The sequence below is a fragment of the Amycolatopsis xylanica genome, from assembly GCF_900107045.1.
Lineage (GTDB): Bacteria > Actinomycetota > Actinomycetes > Mycobacteriales > Pseudonocardiaceae > Amycolatopsis > Amycolatopsis xylanica.
Genome location: NZ_FNON01000001.1, coordinates 1,504,070 through 1,526,143, shown reverse-complemented (window position 1 = coordinate 1,526,143; position 22,074 = coordinate 1,504,070). Strand labels below are relative to the sequence as shown.

Below are 22,074 nucleotides of genomic sequence, written 5' to 3'. Positions count from 1 at the left end.
CGGAGCACCGGGTCAGTCATCGAAGTCGTCGAGGTCATCAAGGTCATCATCGACGTCGTCGCCGTCACCGGCCACCCGTGGTGGTACCGGCACCGGGGGCGCGCCCCGGTCGGCGGTCCCGGTGTGCAGTGCGGGCGCGACGACCGGTGGCCCGAGGTCAGGCGGCGACCCCGCCGAGGTCGCGGTGACGGCCAGCGCACCGAGCACGGCCACGACGAGCACCGCCAAGCCGGTCGCGAGCACAGCTGTCCTGGTGGGCATGGACTCGATCGTCGCGGGCGCCCGTGAGTCCCCGATGAGGGTTCGATGAGAGCTTTCTCATCCGCTCAGGCGCCGCCGGCCCGGAACTGGTCCATGACCCGCCGCTCGCGCTTGGTCGGCCTGCCCGCGCCCCGGTCCCGCTTCGCGACGGGGATCGCCATCTCCTTCGGCGGAGGCGGCGTCCGGTCGATGAAACAGGTGGCCGCGTCGGCCGCGCCGACGCGTTTCTGGATCACGCGGACGACCTCGATGATGCGGGTGACGTCGTTGACCCGCGCCCGGATCTGGTCGCCGGGCACCACGGTCGTCGCAGGCTTGGCCGGTTTGTCGTTGACGCGCACGTGCCCGCCGCGGCAGGCCACCGCGGCGTCGGGTCGGGTCTTGGTCAGCCGGACCGCCCAGAGCCAGCGGTCCACACGAGTGGACTCCACAGCTCTACATACTGGCACCTGGTAGGAATGGCCACGTGACCGAACCGAACTTGATCGAAACCGCCGCCGACGAAGCCGTCACGCTCGTCAGCGAGCTCATCCGCATCGACACCACCAACACCGGGGACCCCGCGACGCTGGTCGGCGAACGGGAGGCCGCCGAGTACGTCGCGGAGAAGCTCACCGAGGTCGGGTACGAGATCACCTACGTCGAGTCCGGGGGCAAGAACCGCCACAACGTGATCGCCAGGCTCGCCGGCGCCGATCCGGGCCGCGGCGCGCTGCTGATCCACGGGCACCTCGACGTCGTGCCCGCCGACGCCTCCGAATGGTCGGTGCACCCGTTCTCCGGCGCGATCCAGGACGGCTACGTCTGGGGCCGCGGCGCGGTCGACATGAAGGACATGGTCGGCATGACGCTGGCGCTGGCCCGGCACTACAAGCGGCACGACATCGTGCCGCCGCGCGACCTCGTGTTCGCCTTCCTGGCCGACGAGGAGGCCGGGGGCCAGTACGGCGCGCAGTGGCTGGTCGAGAACCGGCCGGAGCTGTTCGAGGGCGTCACCGAGGCGATCAGCGAGGTCGGCGGCTTCTCGATCACGCTGAAGGACAACGTCCGGGCTTACCTGATCGAGACCGCGGAAAAGGGCATCCGCTGGATGAAGCTGCGGGTGCGCGGCACCGCCGGGCACGGCTCGATGATCCACCGCGACAACGCGGTCACCAAGCTCTCCGAGGCCGTCGCGCGGCTCGGCAACCACCGATTCCCGTTGGTGCTGACCGATTCCGTCAAGGAGTTCCTGGCGGGCGTCACCGAGATCACCGGCTGGGACTTCCCCGAGGACGACATCGACGGCGCCGTCGCGAAGCTCGGCAACATCTCGCGGATGATCGGCGCGACACTGCGCGACACGGCGAACCCGACCATGCTGACCGCGGGCTACAAGTCGAACGTCATCCCGTCGTTCGCCGAGGCCGCGGTGGACTGCCGGATCCTGCCGGGGCGCCTCGAGGCGTTCAACAAGGAGCTCGACGAGATCCTTGGGCCGGACATCGAGAAGGAGTGGATGGAGCTGCCGCCGGTCGAGACCACCTTCGACGGCGCGCTGGTGGACGCGATGACCGCGTCCGTGCTCGCGGAGGACCCCGGTGCGCGGACGCTGCCGTACATGCTCTCGGGCGGCACCGACGCGAAGGCGTTCCAGACGCTCGGGATCCGCAACTTCGGCTTCGCGCCGCTGCAGCTGCCCGCCGACCTGGACTTCTCCGCGCTCTTCCACGGCGTGGACGAGCGGGTGCCGGTCGACGCGCTGAAGTTCGGGGTCCGGGTGCTGGACCGCTTCTTCCAGGCCTCGTGAATGGGGGTCGTGAGTGGTACGGCCGGTTCTAACCGGCCAAAACACTCACGACTCAGGTGATCAGGCCGGGCAGCAGGCCGGGGCGGTGCTTGCGGCGGAGCAGGACCCGCCGCGTGCCGTCCGAATAAAGCCGTACGGTCGAGAGTTCCCAGCCTGCGAACTCGGCGTGGATCGCCAGCTGGATCGCTGCCGCCCGGCGGGAAATCCCGGGTGGCAGCTGCAGCCGGCGATACTCCCAATCCCCTTCGACCACCGCCTCGTCTACGACACTCATGGCGCGATCACCTGGATCCCTTCCCCGGTCGCCGAGCCGACGGCGACCTGGCCGGTCTGTTCGTCGACGGTAACCGAATTCGGCTGGCGGACCGTCGCGAAACGGTACTTTTCGGTCGGTTCACCGCCACGGACGTCGAAACCGACGACCTCGTTCCGCTCCGTGAGAGTGACCCAGGCGAGGTTGCGCTTGGCGTCGTAGGTAATCCCGTAGATCCCACCGGGCACCGGGAACCGCTGGCGCATCAGCAGCGGGTTCGTCGAGAACGCGAGCAGCGCGCCGTCGCGGGTGTCGGTGACCAGAACCCGGCCGAAGCCGTCCGCGGTGGCGTTAGTGGCGCCGTCACCGGCACGCAGGCCCTCTCCGACCGTGCCCGCCGCGACGTCGACCGCGAACACGGCCGTGCGCAGCCGGTCGAGCACGACCGTGGAATTGGCGGTGGTGGTGATCACGTCGTCGGCGCTGTAGATCTTGCCGCTGATGCTCTTCGTGAGCGTGCCGCCGTCGAAGACGTCGAGCGCCTTGCGGTCACGCACGGCCACCAGCAGCTGGTTCCCGGCCTCGCGACCGGCGGCGGGCTGACCCGCGACCTCGAGCGGGGCGAGCGTCCCGGTGGGAAGCGCGACGCGGGCGAGCTGGGACTTCGACGGGATGCTGGCCACCGCGTGGCCGCCCGTGATGGTCAGGCGCTCGGCGGGACCGGCCAGCGGCACGTCACGCGGCGCCGCGTCGGGCGTGTCGAGGTTGTACAGCCGCAGCGAGGCCGGTTCCGCGAGCGCCACGACCAGAGTGCGCGTGGACGCGTCCATCGCCATGGCCGTCACCCCGGCGGCCGGGAGCACCCGGCCTGCCGGCTTGGCCGCGGTGGCGGGGGAGACCGGCGCGGTTGCGGCCACCGGGTTGGCGACGATCTGCAGGTCGTCGCTCGGTTTGCCGTCACCGGAGCAGCCGGTGAGCACGAGCGCGCCTGCCAGGCCGATCACCACCAGCTGCAGACGCACCAAGCCTCCCGGCGATTCTCTACGCAGAGTCATTCCCAGCATCCTCTAACTCACCCGTCCCGTCACCCCTGCGTCACCAAACGGTCACCTGGGCCAACGCTCCGGGTATCCGAATTCGATGGCGCTGACGTCGTCGAGCGCCGATTTGATCGCGGGCGGCAGGGTGATCTCCTCGGCGGCCAGCGAGCCCGTCAGCTGGCCGGTGTCGCGCGACCCGACGATCGGGGCGACCACACCCGGCTGGTCACGGACCCAGGCCAGCGCGACCGCCAGCGGCGACGTCCCCAGTCCGTCGGCGGCCGTGACGACGGCCTGGACGATGCGGGCGGCGCGCTCGGTGCGGTGCTGCTCGACGTACCCGGCGAAGGTCGCGGACGCGCCACGCGAGTCTGCGGGCGTGCCGGTGCGGTACTTGCCGGTGAGCACGCCGCGGCCGAGCGGGGCCCAGGGGAGCAGCCCGACGCCGTGGTGCGCCGCGGCTGGCACGACCTCGCGCTCGATGCCGCGCTCGACCAAGGAGTACTCGGCCTGGGTGGAGACGATCGGCCCGCTCGCGGCGACGGTGGCCAGCTGCCAGCCCGCGTAGTTGGAGACGCCGGCGTAGCGGACCTTGCCGCTGGTGATCGCGTAGTCCACAGCGGACAGTGTTTCCTGCACCGGCACGGCCGGATCCCAGGCGTGCAGCTGCCACAGGTCGATGTGGTCGACGCCGAGCCGTTTCAGCGAACCGTCCAAAGCGGACAGGAGCGCGCCGCGCGAGGCGCCGCCGTCGAACGGCCCGTCGCCGCGCCGGGCGACCGCCTTGGTGGCCAGCACGATGTCGTCACGGGGCACGAGGTCCGCGAGCAGCGAGCCGAGTATCCGCTCGCCCTCGCCCTCGTGGTAGATGTCGGCGGTGTCCACGAGCGTGCCGCCCGCGTCGACGAACGCGACCAGCTGGCTGGCCGCCTCTTCGGCGTCGGTTTCGCCGCCCCAGGTCATCGTGCCGAGGCCCATGCGCGAGACACGGAGTCCCGAGCGGCCGAGCTGTCGCTTTTCCACGACCGCCGAGCCTAGTCGCCGTGCCCGCGTCACCTTGACCAAGGCACGTCTGTGTCGTGCACACCGCCCCCGTTAGTGTCTGCGATCGTGCGGATCGGACTGAATCTCGGTTACTGGGGCGCGGGCAACGACGCGTCGAACCTGGCGCTCGCGAAGGACGCCGACCGGCTGGGCTACTCGGTGGTCTGGGTCGCCGAGGCGTACGGGTCGGACGCGCCGACGGTGCTCGCGTGGATCGCGGCGCAGACCGAAAAGATCGACGTCGGCAGCGCTGTACTGCAGATTCCCGCCAGGACCCCGGCGATGACCGCGATGACGGCCGCCACCCTCGACACGCTCTCGGCGGGCCGGTTCCGGCTCGGGCTCGGTGTGTCCGGCCCGCAGGTGTCCGAAGGCTGGCACGGCGTCCGGTTCGCGTCCCCGCTGGGCCGCACGCGCGAGTACGTCGACGTCGTCCGGATGGCGTTGCGGCGCGAGCGTGTGCGCTATGAAGGCGACCACTTCACACTGCCTTTACCTGACGGGCCAGGCAAAGCGCTCACACTGACCGTCCACCCGGTACGCGAGCACATCCCCGTGTACCTCGCCGCGATCGGTCCTCGTAACCTCGAACTGACCGGTGAGATCGCCGACGGCTGGCTGCCCGTGTTCTACTCGCCCGAGCACGCGGGCGAGCTGCTCAAGCCGCTGCGGGCGGGCGCCGAGCGGGCGGGCCGGTCGCTCGACGGCTTCGACATCGCGCCGACCGTGCCGCTGGTGCCCGGCGACGACTGGAAGGCGTGCGCCGACAACGTGCGCGGGTACGCCGCGCTGTACATCGGCGGGATGGGCAGCCGCGAGAAGAACTTCTACAACCAGCTGGCCTGCCGCATGGGTTTCGAAGCCGAGGCGGCCGAGGTCCAGGAAAAGTATCTGGCCAGGGACTACGCGGGCGCACAGGCCGCGGTGCCGCTCGAGTTCCTCGACGCGACAGCGCTCCTCGGCCCGAAGGAAAGGATCGCCGAACGCATGCAGGCCTTCGCCGAAGCCGGGGTGACCACATTGACCATCGCGCCGAGCGTCGCGGACCAGGCGTCCGCGCTGCGCACCGCCGTCGAGGCGCTCGAGCTGGCGGGGGTGGCCTGACATGGGCTGGTTCGAAGCACTCGTGCTCGGCCTGGTGCAGGGCCTGACCGAGTTCCTGCCCATCTCGTCGAGTGCGCACCTGCGCATCACGGCGGCGCTGGCAGGCTGGGACGACCCGGGCGCGGCGTTCACCGCGGTGACCCAGATCGGCACCGAACTCGCGGTCATCCTGTACTTCGCGAAGAAGATCGGCAAGGTCATCCAGGCCTGGTTCTTCTCTCTGTACAAAAAGGACTGGCGCGGCCACCCCGACGCCCGGCTCGGCTGGCTGATCATCGTCGGCTCGCTGCCGATCGTGTTCCTCGGCCTGCTCTTCCAGGACGACATCGACCACGCGTTCCGCGATCTCCGCATCACCGCGACCATGCTGATCGTCTTCGGCGTGATCCTGATGATCGCCGACCGCGTCGGCAAGAAGTACCGCGAACTCGATCACCTGACGGTCCCGCACGGCCTCGGTTTCGGCTTCGCGCAGGCCTTGGCGATCGTGCCCGGTGTCTCGCGCTCCGGCGGCACGGTCAGTGCCGGTCTGTTCCTGGGGTACACGCGCGCCGAGGCGACCGAGTACGCGTTCCTGCTCGCGGTGCCCGCGGTGTTCGGGTCCGGTTTGTACAAGCTGACCGACATCGGCAAGGACGGCGTGCCCGCGCAGTGGGGGCCGACGATCCTGGCGACGCTGGTCGCGTTCGGCGTCGGGTACGTGGTGATCGCGTGGCTGATGGCGTTCATCAAGACCAAGAGCTACCTGCCGTTCGTGATCTACCGGATCGCGCTCGGCATCCTGCTCTTCGTGCTCATCCTGACGGGTGCGCTGGCCCCCAACGCGGGCCCTGCGCTGTAGGTGGCGTATAACGCCCTATACCGCTGGGCTCGTATGACGCCGCCGGTGTTGTCGCAAAACGGCCAGCCATGAGCGCGGAGGGCTGCCTAGGGTTGCTGTCATGCAGGGCAACATCATTGTTCAGAACGCGTGGAAAGCCTTCGCCAGTCGTGACGCCGGTGAGATCGCGGCTGTCTTCACCGCGGATGCCGAGTGGTTGGCGCCCGAAGGCAACGCCACGGCCATCGCGTTGGGCGGGCCCAGTCATCTGGTCGGCAGGGCCGCGATCGTCCAGTTCCTCGCCGTCGACTTTCACCGGCTATTCGTGCGGGACGTCAGCCTGACCTTCCATGGGTTCCATGGCGATGGCGACCGGGTGGTCGTCGAGGAGACCATGACGGCCACGCTGGCCAACGGCAACCACTACGTCAACGACTACTGCTTCGTCTTCGAACTCAAGGACGGCTTGGTCCATCGTGTCCGCGAGTACATGGACACCGCGCGGGGCCACCGCATGCTGGGCAGCCTCACGGCGGTGTGAAAGGGCTCGTGCGCGTTGCGGGCGGTTCTAACCGCCCGCAACGCGCACGACTACTTCCAGTTGTCGCGGTACCAGTCGAAGGTGCGGCGGACGCCGTCCGCCAAGGACACGGTCGGCTCGAAGCCCGTCAGGGAGCGGAGTTTCGAGATGTCCGGGCAGCGGCGGGCGACCGAACCGGGCGGGGCCGGGACGCGGTCGAGTTCCGGGTCGTGGCCCGCCATCTTCAATACCAGGGCCGTGAGGTCGCCGATGTTGGTCTCCTCGTCGTTGCCGATGTGGACGATCTGGTTGACGGCCGCGTCCGTGGTCATCAGCTGGAGCATGGCCTCCGTCGCGTCGTCGACGTAGCAGAAGGCGCGGGCCTGGTCCTGGCCGAAGGCGCGGAACGGGTCCTCCTTGGCCATCGCGCGCAGTGCCAGCTCCGGGACCACGTGGTCGGCGCCCATGCGGGGGCCGTAGACGTTGTGGAAGCGGCCGATGACGTACGGGACCTTCTTGGCGCGGGCGGTGTGGACGACCGCGGCTTCGCCGAGCATTTTGCTGACCGCGTAAGCGAAACGGGGCGACGTGATGTCCTCGATCAGCAGTGGGACGCCCTCCGCCGTCGGCACCGGGACGACGCCCGCCGTCACGCCGCCTGCGTACGCCTCGCTCGTGGACGCGAAGAAGAGCTTCGCACCCGGCTGGATCCAGTCGAGGGTGTTCATGAGCGCGAGGGTGTTGATGCGGACCACGCGGGCGGGGTCGGCCTCGACGTTGCGGACGCCGACGACCGCGGCGAGCATGTAGACGTGGTCCCATTCGGTCGGGATCGTCAACGGCTCGGTGAGGTCGGCCGAGATCACCGGCACGCCGAGCGCCTCGAGTTCCGGGTCGCGCTTGCCGCGGGAGAAATCGTCCACAATGGTCACTTCTTGGCCCGCGGCGAGGAGGCGGCGGGTCAGGTGCAGGCCGATGAAGCCGGCGCCGCCGAGGATCAGGGTCTTCATCGGGCCGCTCCGGTCGGTTCGTAGCCGAGTCCGGCGTAGCGGACTCCGTGGGTGGTCACGCTCTTCTCGTCGAGGATGCGCCACGAGTCGAAGAGCAGCTTGACGTTCGAACCGGCCAGGAGGCCGTCGACGTCGAGTTTCCGGTACTCGGGGTGGTCGGTGATGATCAGCACCGCGTCCGCCTGGGCGAAACCTTCGGCGAGGTCGACCGGGGCGCCGCCGTGGTGGTTGATCACCGCGGGGCCGACCAGCGGGTCGTGGCCGAGGACCGTGATCCCGGCTTCGGTGAAGACCGGCATCATCGAGGCGATCGGCGTGCCGCGCATGTCGTCGGTGGGAGGCCAGCCCTTGTACGCCCAGCCGAGCACGGTGAGCGTCTTGCCGCTGCCCATCAGCTCGACCACGCGCTCGGCCACATGGACCGGCGTCTTCTCGTTGACCGTGCGCGCCGCGCTGATCAGCGGGGGAGCGTACCCGGCCGACGAGCCCGCGGCGAGCATGATGTACGGGTCCTTGGACAGGCAGCCGCCGCCGACGTAGCCGGGCTTGGCGATGTCGGGCCTCGGGTAGTCGAGGTTGGTCGCGCGGATGACTTCCAGTGGGTCGAGGCCGAAGCGCTGGGTGAGCCGGGCGACCTCGTTGCCGAACGAGTAGATCACGTCGGTGTGGCAGTTGTTGGTGAGCTTGACCAGCTCGGCGGTCTCCAAAGTGGACACTGGCACCAGCTGCGCCGACAGTCCGCCGAACATCGCGAGCCCCAGCTGCAGGCTCTCTTCGTCGAGGCCGCCGACGACCTGCGGAAGCTCGACGAGCTCACGCAGCGCCTGGCCTTGGATCGTGCGCTCGGGCGCCATCACCAGGCGCGCCGAACCCCAGGCGTCGACCAGCGCGGGCAGCACGACCTTGCGGCTCGCGCCGACGGGGACCGTGCTGCGCACGACCACGAGCGTCTCGGGGGAGCAGCGCTTGGCGACGTGCTCGGCCGCGGCGGCGAGATTGCCGAGGTAGGGCTCGTGGGTGTCGAGGTTGACCGGGGTGGACACGGAGATCACGGCCGCGTCGACGCCGCTCTCCGGCAGTTCCGAGCCGACGAAGATCCGTTCGCCGACGAGCGTGGCGAATGCCTCCTCGACGCCGGGCTCGAAGATGTGCGGCTTGCCGCGGTTGAGTGAGTCGACGACGTCGGGCTGGGTGTCCACGCCGTGCACCTCGTACCCGCGCTTGGCCATCGCCGCGGCCAGGGTGAGGCCGACGTAGCCCATTCCGATGATGCCGATCTTGCGCAATTCCGGTGACGCCTCTGCCACTTCCTGCTCCTCTTAGCGCGGATTGGGGAATAAGTCACTTGCAGGGCGCGCTGATGCGATCGAGAGCGCGCACGGTGACGTATCCTTCGAAACCTTCGTCGCGGTAGCGACGGCAAGCGTTAGCGATGTTTTCGGGCTGGTTCGCGTAGTCGATCGCCAGCACGGTCTTGCCTGCTTTACGTAATTCTCTGGCCCCCTGGAGGTTCTCGGCGCAGAAATCTGCGGTACATGGCTGGTCGGTGGCCTGGAAGAAGAGTTCCTCCATGCCGATTCCGTCGATCGCGTCGGCGAAGCCCGGGTATTTTTGTAACTCGGGATTGTTCTGCGGGAAGATCGAGAAGCCGGATTTCACCCGCTTGGCGTAAGAACTGATGCGCACGATCAGCGCGGCCATCCGCGTGCCGAGTTCGTCGCGGGTCAGTGCGGGTACCCGGCGCAGCTCGATCTCTTCGTAGGCAAGGGGAGTGTCGAGGTAGACGCCGTCGAACCCGGCCGCGAGCGCGCGGTCGACCCGTGGCCGGACCACGGTGTCCCACCATCGCTCTTCCCAGTAGCGCACGAAGAATTCACCGGGCCAGCTCGGCCATTCGTTGAGCATGAGCGAGCTGTCCTTCACGGCCGCGTATTCGGGCCGGAAGTTCTCGATCGCGCCGATCTCGAAATAGGCGAGCACCTTCTTTCCTGAGTTCTTGACCAAGGCGACCTCGTCAGCTGTGAAATAAGCGCCGGAAGCATCCCTCGCCAAATCGATCACGGCCATCCGGAACGGGGCGGCCGCGACCTCGTCGAGCCGTCCGCTCGCATAGCCTTGAAGCTGATAGACGAATCCGCCGCTCGAAACCGGTTTCTCTGCCGACGAACACGCCGATATCCCGATGAGCGCGACGAGAAGCACACCGAAAAGCCTGATCACTCCTCATGCCAGATCGCGTGAATCGAGTCCTCCAGTGAGTACCGCGGCGTCCAGCCCAAAGCGAGCTTGGCCCGCGACACGTCCGCGGCGATCCAGTTCACCGCGCCGGAGCGGGCCTGCGCGGCGCCTGCCTCGCGGACCGGTCCGGTGAACCCCGCGACCTCCGCGAGTAATGCGACCGCGTCGCGGGTGCGGACGGCCGTCCCGCTGCCCACGTTCAGCACCGGCTCCTTGAGTTCGGCCGACAGCGCGGCGGCCGCGATCGCCGAGGCCACGTCCCGCACATCGACGAAGTCACGGTAAGCGTCGAGCGGCCCGAGTTCGATGAAGTCCTGCCCGGAGATCCGAGCCTCGCGGATACGGGCCGCCGCCCTCCCGAGCACGGTCCCCGCGGGCATCCCGGCGCCGATCGGGTTGAACACCCGCAACGACACCGCGTCGACCCCACTGTCCACAGCGGACTGGACGAGCCGGGTCGCCGCCAGCTTGGTCACCCCGTACGCCGCGACCGGCTCGGCCGGCGCGTCCTCGGCGACCGGATGACCGACCGGCACCGCGCCGTACTCGCCAGCCGACCCCAGCGTGACCAGCCGGATGTCCGAAGAGGACACCGCGTCGAGCAGCCTGGCGGTCGCGAGCACGTTCGCCGAGACCAGTTCGGCTGTCGTCCCGTCGAGCCTGCCTGTGCAGTTGACCACGGCGTCCGGGCGGACCTGCCGGAGCACGGACTCCAGCGAGTCGTGCTCCAGGTCGTGCTTGATCCAGCCCGGTTCGTCGCGGGCGCCGCGGCCCGCGCACACGAGATTCGCGTTCCCGGTGAACGCGGACACCACCGCGCGCCCGAGGAACCCGGACGCGCCGAACAGCAGGATGCGCTTCACTGGGCTTCTCCGGAGGGCAGCAGCACCGAGCGCAGCTTCTCGAAGCTGGCGTTGGCTTCGTCGTAGTCGTCGGGGCGGCCGATGTCGAGCCAGTAGCCGCCGAAGTCGTACGAGCAGGGCAGATCACCGCGGGCGAGCAGATCGAGCACGAGGTCGTCGAGTCCGAAGGGGACATTGCGCGGATACGGCGCGAGTGTCTTGCGGGACATCGCGTAGACGCCCATGCTCACGCCGTACGCCAGCGTCGGCTTTTCGACGAAGCTGGTGATCCGGCCGTCCGAGGTCTCGAGTGTCCCGAAGTCGATCTTCACCTGTCTTTGGTAAGTGGCGACGGTCAGCGGGGCCTTGGCTTGCCGGTGGTGTTCGAGCAGCGCGAGGTAGTCCAGGTCGGTGAGCACGTCCCCGTTCATCACGAGGAAGTCCTCCGGCAGCCGGTCGAGGAAGTTCAGGATGGGGCCGATCGTGGACAGCGGGGTCTCCTCCTCCGCGTAGTCCACTCTGATGCCCCACTTCGAGCCGTCGCCGACGAACGCCTGGATCAGCGAACCCAGATGCCCGATCGCGAGCGTCGCCTGGTCGAACCCGTACGACCGGAGTTGCTGCAGGATGATGTCGAGGATCGCGTATTCCTCGCCGATCGGGACGAGCGGCTTCGGCAATGCCGTGGTGTAGGGCCGCAAGCGCACTCCTCGGCCACCGGCGAGTATCACCGCGTGCATCTGATGGTGCCTCCTTAGTCAGCCGTAATGACGTACCTGCCCGACGCTCGTCCGGAGCGCCATGAGCATCAGTGCCACCAACCCGGTGGCACTCACCAGCAGCAGCGGCACATGGCCGCCGTTCAGAACCTCGGCGAGTCCTATGTAGACGAACAACACCCCGCCCCACACCGCGAGCAGCGCGGGAACCGAGACCCTGGCGAGCACGAACCCGAGGAAGAACGCGCCGCCGAGCATCAGGTGACCGTCGATCAGCAGCGCGCCGCTGCGCGAGAGCACGCCGTGATACGCCAGCAGCGCCAGCACCGGCAACCCGCACAACGCCAGCAGGATCAGGCACGCGCCGAGCTCACGCAGCAGCACGCGCCAGACCTCGCGGCCGAACTGCGCGGGCAGGATCGAGCCGCGGACCAGCTCACCCGCCTGCTCGAAGAACCGGTGTGCCCGCCATTCGACCGCGCCCATGCCGAGCACGAGCGGCGCCACACCGACCGCGAGATCGATCCGCGCGACGACGTACCGCGTGTCGGTGTACAGCAGCAGCCCGGCGCACAGCGCGGCGTAGACCATGCTCGGCGCCGCGCCGATCGCGAGCGGCCGCCAGCGCGGCATTCGCAGCGCGCCGGTGCCGGTGAACGTGGCGCGCAGCGCCGCGAAACCGGCCAGCAGCACCGAAACCACCGCGCAGACCAGCGTCGGGATGGTCAGGCCCTCGTCGTAGCCGGACATCAGATGCGCGATCCCGGCGACGCACGCGGGCGTCATCGCGATCGCCAGCCGGTTCTCGTCGCGATAGAACACCAGCGTGCCGACCGCGAGCTGGAAGATCATCTGCACGACCGCGAACAGCACCAGCCAACCGGGCGTGAGCAGCATCGACCCGACCAGGACGAGCACCAGCCCGACCCCGCCGAGCACCCGCTGCGCCTTGCCCGCGGCTTTCTCCAGCCCCTGCCCGAGCAGGCGGTACGCCACCCAGCTCGTGCCGGCGCCCCAGATCCAGCCGAGGGCGGTGGTGAACACCATCGCGGGCACGATCCGCGTCTCGTCCATGGCCATCGACACCGCCGGATAGACCATGGCGGGCAGCGCGTACAGCGGGCCGCGCACGATCTCGGTCCAGTTGCGTGTCTCCGGCGGCTCTTCCGGCGCGGGCGCGGGCGCGGGCCGGTCCCGCAGCCGGTCGAAGACGAGCACGGCGACGGCGAACACGTCGGCCATCCCGTAGTCGTCGGCGGCGCCCTGATCGGTCAGGCCCTGGCTTTCCAGCAGCGCGGCGACCTGCAGCTCGTCGACCGGGTGCGGCAGGATCCCGGCCACCCGCGTGGTCAGCTCGTCCAGACTCACTCGTGACCTCCGGTGAGCTCGCGGTACATCGCGCGGTAGCGGTCGTTCCAGCGTTGCAACGTGAAGTTCTGCAGCACCCGTTGCCGGGCCACGCGGCCGAGCCCACGGCGCAGGTCGTCGTCGGTCAGCAGCTTGAGGCAGGCGCGGGCGACGGCTTCGTGGTCTCGCGGCGCGACCACGAAGCCGGCGTCCCCCACGGCCTCGGACACCCCGCCGACGTTCGTGCACACCTGCGCGCGGCCGGTGGACATCGATTCGACGACGGTGAACGGGAACCCCTCGGAGATGCTGGTCAGCGCGACGATGTGCCCGGCCTGGTAGGCGTCGGACTGGTTGGGCACCCGGCCTTCGAACACCGCGGCCCCGGTCAGCCCGAGGTCGTCGACCAGCTGCCGGCAGCCCGCGTGGTAGTCGCGGTTGTTCTCGGTGACCGGGCCGAACATCCGCAGCCGGGCGCCGGGCAGTTCGTCCCGCACGATGCGGAACGCCCTGATCAGCGTGTGGAGGTCCTTGAGCGGGTCGATCCGGCCGACGAACACGATGGTCGGCTCGTCGGGTTCGGTCTCGGCCTCGGGGAAGTCGGCGGGATCGATCCCGTTGTACATGGTGTGGATGCGCGACTCCTCGGCGCCGCCACGCAGCTGCCAGCGCCGGTTGTAGCTCGAATGCGGGGCCAGCGCGTCGCAGCTGAGGTAGGCGGCCTCGGCGAGCGCGCGGTGGAACGCGAGCAGCATCGTTTTGAGCCGGGGCGGTGTGTCGTCCTTGGCCATGCCGAGATAGCGCTCACGCAGGTAGACACCGTGCTCGGACATCAGCATCGGCGTGCCGTACGCCCATTTCGCGGTCATCCCGACCAGCGCGCTGAGCCCGTTCATCGCGAGGTGGACGACGTCGGCCACGATCGGCGGCGCGCTGAGCGGGCGGAGCATGTGCTCGAACAGCCGCGTCGCCGTGGTGGCCTCGCGCAGGGGGAGCCGTTCGCCGAACGCCTGCCGGTAGCTCTCGCTCAGCCGCTCGACCGACGCGTTGGACAGCAGCGCGGCGGCCACATTGGACGTCTGCGCGAGTTCGAAAAGCTTGCGCAGCGCGAAAAGCAGCTCACCGGCACTCGAGGAGCCATGCGGGATGAATGACCGCAGGAACGCCTTGTGCACCTCGGCGAAGTCGGCGGGCTGACGGCGGAACGGCCGGCGCCGCCGTCCCCACAGCGGCAGGTTGACGATCTCCACGAGGTTGCCGGGGGACTCCCAGGTCGGCTTCTCCGCGCCGTCGACGGTCAGCGCGACCGCGAGGAAGGAGTGCTCCGGCATGCCTCTGACCAGCTGATCACACCAGAGACTCACCCCGCCCGGCTGGAACGGATAGGCGCCTTCGGAGACGAGTGCGATCCGCAGCGGCCGGGTGGCCGTCTTCCGGCCGGGCTCGAGGTCCACCAGCTCGGTCATGTCCGGGGGCTCGCCTTCACTACGACGGTGTTGCCTGCGGTCAGGTCCAACCTGGACACCGAGTCGGACCCGTACTGCTCGCCCTCGTCCGGCTGCGCCTGGTCGGCGTCGGTCGCCTCGCGGGTTTCCAGTCCGGTGACGAACAACGCGGTGACGCCGTCCGGGGTGTAGCTGACGGTGTTGTGCGTCCGGTCCCAGATCGCGTCGTGGCGCGCGGCCAGCTCGGTGAAGTGCGCCGTCCGGTCGCGCGTGTAGTGCGCGAGAGTGGTCCAGTCCGGTGTCTTCAGCGGGACGCGGTAGAGCTTCGCGTACTTGTCCACCGTGGCCGTGATCCAGTCGAACGCGACGCTGCGGCCGGGCTGGTAGATGTGCAGGTTGCCCTGGTGCAGGGTGTGCGCGTAGGCCGAGCCGTTCATCAGGTGTCGCAGCGAGACGTCGGCTTCGGCGTTGATGACCGCGGTGTAGTCCAGGCCCTGCTTGTACTCGGCGTTGTACAAAGTGGACTGTTCTTCCGGGGTGGTCGCCTCGAAGGCGATGTTCGTCGGCCAGTCGGGGACCACCAGCAGCTCCGGCCGCAGTGGATGGTGGATGCCGCAGTTGAAGCAGCCCGGCCGATGCCCGGCGAAGGACATGTTGCCCTGCAGGAACTTCACGCCCAGGTCGCGCGCGGCGTCGAGCATCGCCTGGTTCGACTTGGCCAGCCCGAAGTCGGTCGGCGGCTCGGTGGACTCCCGGTCGGGGTTGTACACGCCGAGTCCCGAGTACTCAGGGGTCTTGAGGATCTCGCCGGGCACGGCCAGCCCGCCCGCGGTGCCGAGCCGGAGGTTGTCGGCGATCTCCTTGCGGCTCACGTCGTAGGAGGTGTCGTTCATCTCGGGGTGGGTGAGCGTGTGGTTGATCCACCGAAACTCGCCGGCCAGGCAGCGCGAGTAGCGGCTGAGCGAGTCCTCGTCACCGTTGGCCGAACACGCCGCGGGCACCCAGTTCTGGAACCGGCCCGCGTTGTACGGCAGGTTGAGCGTGAACCCGTCCGCCAGCGGATACTTGCCGCGCAGCTCTTTCTGCTGCGCGCTGATCGTGGCGGCCTCCGGCCCGTCGAGCCGGAACACCGCGCGGGTGCCGTCCGGCTGCAGGCGCATGGTGACGTTGAACCAGTCGTCGACGTCCACGGTGAACCAATGCCGCTGCTCACCGACCATGACGCCGTGCGTGGCCCAGCGGACCAGCCCGTAGCCGAGCAGCACAGTGGACAGTGCGTCCGGGCCGGTCGAGAAGGTCAGCGCGGCGCGCTCGCGCCCGTCGGGCGACTTGGCCACCACGCCGGCCACCGAGTCCTCAAAGGACAGCAGTGGCTCAGCGGAGCAACCAGGCTTGAGGTCGGTCTCGTACAGATAGGACTGGGTGAGCGGGATGCGGACATCCGGCGCGAGGTAGTCCAGCAGCTTCGCGCCGGACGGCGTGAGCGTGAGCTGGGCGGGGTTCTTGCCGATATCGGTCTCGCCCTTGGCACGCAGGCAATATTCGTCGGGACCGGCGCCGGGGGCGGCGTTGAGCGCGACCTGGCGCACGCGGTGCGCACGCTCGTAGTCCGCGAGCACCTGCCACTGCGCGTCGTCGAACACCGAGGTGTACTTCCCGCCGCCCCGCGCCTTGAGCAGCGCGTTGTCGGTCAACAGGATCGCGTTGTACCGCCCGATACCGTCAGGCCCGGCCAGCTTCGCCGGGTCGAGCCGCTCGCGGTCGGCGAGCAGGACGTCGTACGGCGAACCGAGTGAGTCCAGCACCGACTTCCAGGTGGCGAGGCCGAAATCGTCCTCGCCGGTGGCGATCACCAGCTGGCGCAACGCGATCCGGTCGCCGGGGCCGCCCGGCGCGGACACCCGCACCGGGACCCGGCTCTTGCGGGCGGCGGGCGCCTGTGGCGGCACGGATGCCGCCACAGGCTCACCGCCCGGGACCGGCCCGGCGCTGTTCGGGCTCGCCAGCGTCACCCCGACCAGGGTGAGCGCGGCGACGACCAGCGCCGGACCTTGAAGCCTGCGTGCCATCTTCACGGGCGCGGCGTCGCGGTCGCCGTGAACCGGGTGCCCGCCACCGTGTTGAACTGCGCGATGTTCTCCGCGCCGTAGCGCTCACTGGAGGCCGATGCGCCGGTGACGCCGGTGAGGAACACCGAACCGGTCTTCGTCGGGGTGTAGCTGACGGTGTTGGTCGTCTTGTTCCACACCGGATCCTGACCGGCGGCGAACTCGGCGAAGTGCGCGGTGCGGGCCTTGACGTACGCGGCCAGCGCCGGCCAGTCCGGGTTCTTCAGCGGGACCTGGTAGTGCGAGCTGTACTTCTGGACGGTCGCCCGCAGCAGGTCGAACGTGAGGCTCTGGCTGGAGTTGTACTGGTGCAGGTTCCCTTCGTGCAGGGTGTGCGTGTACGCCGAGCCGCTCATCACGTGCTGCAGCGTCACGTCCGACTCGTAGCCGATCACCTCGGTGTAGTTCAGGTCGTGGTCGTAGTAGGGGAACCGGCCGTTGGGGCCGTAAAGGCTGTTGTAGAGCGAGGTCTCCTCGTCGGCCGTGGTCGCCTGGTAGCCGATGTTGGTCGGCCAGTCGGGCACGATCATCAGGCTCGGCTCGAGCGGGTGGTTGATCCCGCAGTTGAAGCAGCTAGGCCGGTGGCTGGCGAAGGACATGTTGCCGTGCAGGTACTTCACGCCGAGATCCTTGGCGGCGGTCAGCATGTTCCGGTTGGACGCGGCGAGCCCGAAGTCGGTCGGCGGGTCGGTGTCCGGGGCGTTCGGGTCGGGGTTGTAGACACCGAGCCCGGAGTACGCCGGGGTCTTGAGCACCTCGGTCGGCACGGTGAACCCGTTCTGCCTGCCCACCGTGAGGTTGTCGGCGATCTCGGCCTTGTTCACCGCGTAGGTCGTGGTGTTGAGGTCCGGGTGGGTCAGCGTGTGGTTGATCCAGCGGAAGTTGTTCGCCAGGCACTTGGAGAAGCTGGTCAGCGGGTCGGGGGAGAGCAACGAGGTGCACAGCGGGAGCGCGCCCGCGACGATCCCGTCACCGTTGTACGGCAGGTTCAGCGTGAAGTTGGCCGCGAGCGGGTACAGCGAGCGCAGCGCGATCTGCTGGCCGTTGGCGGCGGCCGCCTCGGGGCCGGTGAGCCGGAAGCCGGGGTCGGTCTCGACGTGACCGTCGGGGTAGCGGTGGTCGTTGTAGTTGAACCAGTCGTCGACGTCCGCGGTCAGCCAGTGCCGGAACTCGCCGGTCAGCACGCCGCGGGTGGCCCAGCGCAGCAGGCCGTAGCCGAGCAGGTCGGTCTGCATCAGGTACTCGTTGGAGGAGAACGTCAGCGCGGCGCGCTCGCGGCCGTCGGCCGACGGGCTGGTCACGCCGAGCACGTAGCCGCCGGAGGTCAGCAGCGGCTGGGCGTTGCAGCCCGCGGCGAGCTTCGAGCGGTAGACGTAGGAGTACGAGATCGGGATCTGGCTGCTGGGATTGAGATCGCTGAAGAACTTGACGCCGTCGGTGGTCAGCGCGGACTGGATCGACGCGCCGACGCTGCCTTCGATGCCGGGGCGCAGGCAGTAGTCCTCGGGGAAGCTGCCCCACGAGGTGTAGAGGGAGACCTGGCGGACCTTGAAGGTGCGCTCGTAGTCCCAGAGCGTGTTCCACTCGGCCGGGTCGAGGCCGGAGATGTAGTTGCCGCTGCCGTCCTGGTAGAGCAGCGCGTTGTCGGTGAGCAGGATGGCGTTGTACTTGCCGGCCCCGTCACCGCGGACGAGCTTCGCGGCGGTCAGCGGGTCCGACTTCGCGTACAGCACGTCGTACGGCGAGCCTGCCCGGTTGAGCACGGCCTTCCAGGTGGGCAGCCCGAAGTCCGCGCTGTCGAGCGCGATCACCAGCGGGCGCAGCGCGACCTGGTCGGTGGCCAGCACCTGCGCCGCACGCGGGACGGCCCCGCCGACGGGACCGTCCCGCACCGGTAGCGGCGCCGCGGGCGGCGGGGCCGGGCGGGCGACCTCACCGCGGATGAGGCCGTGGCGCGGGTGCTCACTCGCGCTCGCGGCGGATGGGACCAGTGCCCCCGCCGAGGTGAGCAGCAGGGTGAGCAGCAGCGTTGCGGTCTTTCTGCCACTGGAGGGCGACTTTGTCATAGTCCGTTTTTTCCCCTCGGACGTAGGATGATGTGGGCAGGGGAGGTCCGGCCCCGTCGGCTCGCGTGACGGGGAATGGTGAGTGAAGCGTGGGTGGCCTACCCGAAGTTGGCGAAGCAGGAGCGACAGCAACTAGTGGGTCGGACTCGGCGCCGGATGCGTTACACCGTTACCGGCAATTTCTTGAATTGCTCTCTGATGGAGTAGTGGACCGCCCGATCGGCCTATAACACGCAGACCGAGAGATGATCTGATGCCCGGTTTCCTTGGGGTACCGGTATTTCTACCCGCAGGAACGCTGAGTGTCGTTGGCAGTCCGACAGATAGTGCGGGCCCGAACGATCCGCTCCGTAATCATTCTTTTCTTGTTTCATTCATTGTCAGGTTAGTGGTCGCTCACTTCTCCATTAAAGAATGGATTCCGCTGAGTGGGATAGCGCTTTCTTGTGTTCGATGTGGATCAAGCGTCGGAAAGGGCTTTACCGCAGGTCGGCGCGGCCGTCCGAGTGCGCCATCTGGCGTAGGTGGACTGGACCATTTTCACGGCCTTCGGTTGGTGATCCCTCCACCCGGGAAACCGTTTACCCTCCGTGATCGAACGTTTTCGCGCCGCCACGGCGATCATGGACACGTAAGGTGGGCCCGGTGAGTACCGTCATCCTGCTGCGGCACGGCAAGTCCACCGCCAACGGCTCCGGTGTGCTGGCCGGGCGCTCGCCGAAGGTCAACCTCGACGAGACCGGCAAGGCGCAGGCCGAGCGGCTGGTCGAGCGGCTCGCGGAAGTCCCGCTCGCCGAGCTCGTGGTGTCCCCGATGCTGCGCTGCAAGCAGACCGTCGGCCCGCTGGCGACCGCGCGTGGCCTGGGCAAACTCGTCGAACCCCGACTGTCCGAAGTGGACTACGGCGAGTGGACCGGCCGGGAGCTGAAGACGCTGTTCGGTGAGCCGCTGTGGCGGGTCGTGCAGGCGCACCCGTCGGCCGCGGTGTTCCCCGGCGGGGAGGGGCTGGCGGCCATGCAGGCCAGGGCGGTCACCGCCGTGCGCGAGCACGACGCGCGCATCACCGCCGAGCACGGCGACGAGGCCGTCTGGCTGCTGTGCAGCCACGGTGACGTGCTCAAAGCCATCCTCGCCGACGCGCTCGGGCAGCACCTCGACGCCTTCCAGCGGATCGTCGTCGACCCGGCGTCCATCTCGGTCGTCCGGTACACCGAGACCAGGCCTTTCGTGCTCCGGATGAACGACAACGGCGGTGACCTGGCCGGTGTCGTGCCGCCGAAGCCCAAGCCGTCGCGCGGCCGGAAGCGGAAGGCTTCGAGTGATGCCGTCGTGGGTGGGACGACCGGACGTTAAAGTGCGCCAAGACGCACCACTGAGTGAGATGACACTGAGCCGACCTGAGCTGGAGATCCGATGATTTCGCAGGACAACCCGTTCGCGGCACCGAGCGGGCTCCCGTACGCCCTGCCGCCGTTCGACCGGATCGCCGACGAGCACTACCTGCCCGCGTTCGAAGCCGGGCTGGCCGAGCAGACCGCCGAGATCGACGCCATCGCGGGCAACCCCGAGCCTCCGACCTTCGAAAACACGATCGTCGAGCTGGAGCGCTGCGGTCGGCTGCTGTCCAGGGTCATCTCCGTCTTCTACAACCTGGCTGGCTCCGACAGCAACGACACCATCCAGGGGATCCAGGCCGACATCGCGCCCCGGCTGGCGGCGCACCACGATGCCATACACCTGAATGAGAAATTGTTCGCCAGGGTGTCCGATCTTTTCTCCCGGCGTGCCGAGCTGGGACTCGATGACGAGTCCGATTGGCTGTTGGAAAGGATCCACACCGATTTCCGCCGGGCGGGAGCCGGTTTACCCGAGGGTGACCAGCAACGGTTGCGCGAGCTGAATGGTGAATTGTCCACTCTCAGCACCAAATTCCAGCAGAACCTTCTCAAAGACACGAACGAATTGGCCGTCGTCGTCGACGACGTCGCAGAACTTTCGGGCCTTTCCGCGGACACGATCGCGGCCGCCAGGGAAGCAGCGAGTGCCCGCGAACTGCCGGGCAAGTACGTTCTCAACCTCGTTCTCCCGACCGGCCAGCCCGCATTGGCCTCGTTGGAAAATCGCGCACTGCGTGAGCGCCTTTACCACGCCTCCATCGCCCGCGGTAACGGTGAAAATGCCTACGACAACAAGGCGACCCTCGCCCGCATGGCCGCACTGCGCGCCGAGCGGGCGGCGCTGCTCGGCCACCCGCACCACGCGGCGTACGTGATCTCCGACGAGACCGCACGGACGGCCGAAGCGGCGACCGGCCTGCTGGAGCGCCTCGCGCCCGCCGCGGTCGCCAACGCGAAGGTCGAAGCGGAGGAGCTGGAGCGCTACCTCGCCGAAGACGTCCCCGGCGCCTCGCTGGAGCCGTGGGACTGGCCGTTCTACGCCGAACGGGTCCGCCGCGACCGCTTCGACGTCGACGCCGCCGCGCTGCGCCCGTACTTCGAGCTGAACCGCGTCCTCGTCGACGGCATCTTCCACGCCGCGGGCAAGCTGTACGGCCTGTCCTTCTCCGAGCGCCACGACCTGCCGAAGTACCACCCGGAGGTCCGCGTCTTCGAGGTCTTCGACGCCGACGGCACCGGGCTCGGCCTGTTCCTCGGCGACTACTACACCCGCGACTCCAAGCGCGGCGGCGCCTGGATGAACACCTTCGTCGACCAGAGCGAGCTCTTCGGCACCCAGTGCGTGGTCGTCAACAACCTCAACATCGCCCGCCCGCCGGAGGGCGAGCCGACGCTGCTCACCTTCGACGAGGTGAACACGGCGTTCCACGAGTTCGGCCACGCGCTGCACGCGCTGGTCTCGGACGTGCGCTACCCGACCTTCTCCGGCACCAACGTCCCGCGTGACTTCGTCGAGTACCCCTCGCAGGTCAACGAGATGTGGATGCTCTGGCCCGAGGTGCTCGCCAACTACGCCCGCCACCACGAGACCGGCGAGCCGCTGCCCCAGTCGCTGGTGGACAAGCTCCTCGCGTCCCAGCTGTACGGCGAGGGCTTCTCGACGACCGAGTACCTCGCGGCCTCCCTGCTCGACCAGGCCTGGCACGGACTGGGCGTCGACGACCACGTCGAGGACGTCCAGCGCTTCGAAGCCGCCGCGCTGGAGAAGGCGGGCGTCGCGCTGGGAAGCGTGCCGCCGCGCTACCGCAGCACGTACTTCGCGCACATCTTCTCGGGCGGCTACGCGGCCGGGTACTACTCCTACATCTGGAGCGAGGTGCTCGACGCGGACACCGTCGAGTGGTTCAAGGAGAACGGCGGCCTCACCCGCGACAACGGCGACCACTTCCGCCGCGAGCTGCTCGGGCGCGGCGGCAGCGTCGACCCGATGGTCGCGTTCCGCAACTTCCGCGGCCGCGACCCGGAGATCGAGCCACTGCTCAAGCGCCGCGGTCTCACCGGCGCCTGAGCC

General features: G+C 68.7%; 20 protein-coding genes. 6 read left to right on the top strand and 14 right to left on the bottom strand.

Annotation, left to right across the window (positions count from 1 at the left end; all coding sequences use genetic code 11):
- Positions 1 to 12: 12 nt before the first annotated feature.
- A complete protein-coding gene (locus tag BLV57_RS06710; protein WP_091287622.1) occupies positions 13 to 261 on the bottom strand; it encodes a hypothetical protein in 249 nt (82 codons plus the stop codon).
- Between the two features lie 65 nt (positions 262 to 326).
- On the bottom strand, positions 327 to 677 hold the full coding sequence (locus BLV57_RS06705) for an RNA-binding S4 domain-containing protein (protein WP_091287621.1): 351 nt from the start codon (positions 675 to 677) through the stop codon (positions 327 to 329).
- A 50-nt stretch (positions 678 to 727) separates the two neighbouring features.
- Here BLV57_RS06705 and BLV57_RS06700 point away from each other — a divergent pair, with 50 nt between their 5' ends.
- Complete coding sequence (locus BLV57_RS06700) at positions 728 to 2,050, top strand: M20/M25/M40 family metallo-hydrolase (protein ID WP_091287620.1); 1,323 nt, start codon at positions 728 to 730, stop codon at positions 2,048 to 2,050.
- Between the two features lie 52 nt (positions 2,051 to 2,102).
- Here BLV57_RS06700 and BLV57_RS06695 read toward each other — a convergent pair whose 3' ends face one another.
- Genes BLV57_RS06695 through BLV57_RS06685 form a run of 3 tightly spaced genes read right to left on the bottom strand, consistent with a single transcriptional unit; the run spans position 2,103 to position 4,366 of the window.
- On the bottom strand, positions 2,103 to 2,324 hold the full coding sequence (locus BLV57_RS06695; protein WP_091287619.1) for a DUF5703 family protein: 222 nt from the start codon (positions 2,322 to 2,324) through the stop codon (positions 2,103 to 2,105).
- Positions 2,321 to 3,358 (bottom strand): YncE family protein, encoded by a 1,038-nt coding sequence (locus BLV57_RS06690; protein ID WP_091287618.1) that lies wholly within the window; start codon positions 3,356 to 3,358, stop codon positions 2,321 to 2,323. Before BLV57_RS06690 ends, BLV57_RS06695 begins: the two co-directional genes overlap by 4 nt.
- A 51-nt stretch (positions 3,359 to 3,409) precedes the next feature.
- Positions 3,410 to 4,366, bottom strand: coding sequence for an aldo/keto reductase (locus tag BLV57_RS06685; protein ID WP_176968511.1), 957 nt, complete (start codon positions 4,364 to 4,366; stop codon positions 3,410 to 3,412).
- Positions 4,367 to 4,453: 87 nt separating this feature from the next.
- On the opposite strand from BLV57_RS06685, the gene BLV57_RS06680 reads away from it, so the two are divergent.
- The 3 genes from BLV57_RS06680 (at position 4,454) to BLV57_RS06670 (ending at position 6,852) form a co-directional block, all read left to right on the top strand.
- Positions 4,454 to 5,491, top strand: a complete 1,038-nt coding sequence (locus BLV57_RS06680) for an LLM class F420-dependent oxidoreductase (protein ID WP_091287926.1) — start codon at positions 4,454 to 4,456, stop codon at positions 5,489 to 5,491.
- A gap of 1 nt (position 5,492) precedes the next feature.
- Positions 5,493 to 6,332, top strand: coding sequence for an undecaprenyl-diphosphate phosphatase (locus tag BLV57_RS06675; protein WP_091287617.1), 840 nt, complete (start codon positions 5,493 to 5,495; stop codon positions 6,330 to 6,332).
- A gap of 100 nt (positions 6,333 to 6,432) precedes the next feature.
- Complete coding sequence (locus BLV57_RS06670; RefSeq protein WP_091287616.1) at positions 6,433 to 6,852, top strand: nuclear transport factor 2 family protein; 420 nt, start codon at positions 6,433 to 6,435, stop codon at positions 6,850 to 6,852.
- 50 nt (positions 6,853 to 6,902) lie between these two features.
- Here the strand turns inward: BLV57_RS06670 and BLV57_RS06665 are convergent, their stop codons facing one another.
- The 9 genes from BLV57_RS06665 to BLV57_RS06625 are packed head-to-tail and all read right to left on the bottom strand — an operon-like array spanning position 6,903 to position 18,606.
- Complete coding sequence (locus tag BLV57_RS06665) at positions 6,903 to 7,841, bottom strand: NAD-dependent epimerase/dehydratase family protein (protein ID WP_091287615.1); 939 nt, start codon at positions 7,839 to 7,841, stop codon at positions 6,903 to 6,905.
- A complete protein-coding gene (locus BLV57_RS06660) occupies positions 7,838 to 9,148 on the bottom strand; it encodes a nucleotide sugar dehydrogenase (protein ID WP_245757180.1) in 1,311 nt (436 codons plus the stop codon). The genes BLV57_RS06665 and BLV57_RS06660 overlap by 4 nt, the downstream gene beginning before the upstream one ends.
- Positions 9,149 to 9,182: 34 nt before the next feature.
- Positions 9,183 to 10,043 carry a glycoside hydrolase family 191 protein gene (locus BLV57_RS06655; RefSeq protein WP_245757179.1) on the bottom strand — a complete coding sequence of 287 codons (861 nt, stop codon included), beginning with the start codon at positions 10,041 to 10,043 and terminating at the stop codon, positions 9,183 to 9,185.
- A gap of 14 nt (positions 10,044 to 10,057) precedes the next feature.
- Positions 10,058 to 10,942 (bottom strand): NAD-dependent epimerase/dehydratase family protein, encoded by an 885-nt coding sequence (locus tag BLV57_RS06650; RefSeq protein ID WP_091287613.1) that lies wholly within the window; start codon positions 10,940 to 10,942, stop codon positions 10,058 to 10,060.
- Positions 10,939 to 11,661 (bottom strand): nucleotidyltransferase family protein, encoded by a 723-nt coding sequence (locus BLV57_RS06645; RefSeq protein ID WP_091287612.1) that lies wholly within the window; start codon positions 11,659 to 11,661, stop codon positions 10,939 to 10,941. Before BLV57_RS06645 ends, BLV57_RS06650 begins: the two co-directional genes overlap by 4 nt.
- Before the next feature lie 18 nt (positions 11,662 to 11,679).
- Positions 11,680 to 13,008 carry a hypothetical protein gene (locus BLV57_RS06640; protein ID WP_091287611.1) on the bottom strand — a complete coding sequence of 443 codons (1,329 nt, stop codon included), beginning with the start codon at positions 13,006 to 13,008 and terminating at the stop codon, positions 11,680 to 11,682.
- A complete protein-coding gene (pelF, locus tag BLV57_RS06635; RefSeq protein ID WP_091287610.1) occupies positions 13,005 to 14,453 on the bottom strand; it encodes a GT4 family glycosyltransferase PelF in 1,449 nt (482 codons plus the stop codon). The genes BLV57_RS06640 and pelF overlap by 4 nt, the downstream gene beginning before the upstream one ends.
- Positions 14,450 to 16,501 (bottom strand): Agd3-related carbohydrate-binding protein, encoded by a 2,052-nt coding sequence (locus tag BLV57_RS06630; protein WP_091287609.1) that lies wholly within the window; start codon positions 16,499 to 16,501, stop codon positions 14,450 to 14,452. Before BLV57_RS06630 ends, pelF begins: the two co-directional genes overlap by 4 nt.
- 2 nt (positions 16,502 to 16,503) lie before the next feature.
- A complete protein-coding gene (locus BLV57_RS06625; protein ID WP_091287608.1) occupies positions 16,504 to 18,606 on the bottom strand; it encodes an Agd3-related carbohydrate-binding protein in 2,103 nt (700 codons plus the stop codon).
- A gap of 645 nt (positions 18,607 to 19,251) precedes the next feature.
- Here BLV57_RS06625 and BLV57_RS06620 point away from each other — a divergent pair.
- Together BLV57_RS06620 and BLV57_RS06615 are read left to right on the top strand one after the other, a co-directional pair.
- Positions 19,252 to 19,959, top strand: a complete 708-nt coding sequence (locus tag BLV57_RS06620; RefSeq protein WP_091287607.1) for a histidine phosphatase family protein — start codon at positions 19,252 to 19,254, stop codon at positions 19,957 to 19,959.
- 60 nt (positions 19,960 to 20,019) lie between these two features.
- Positions 20,020 to 22,071: a M3 family metallopeptidase gene (locus BLV57_RS06615; RefSeq protein WP_091287606.1), complete on the top strand. Its 2,052-nt coding sequence runs from the start codon at positions 20,020 to 20,022 to the stop codon at positions 22,069 to 22,071.
- Positions 22,072 to 22,074: the final 3 nt, after the last annotated feature.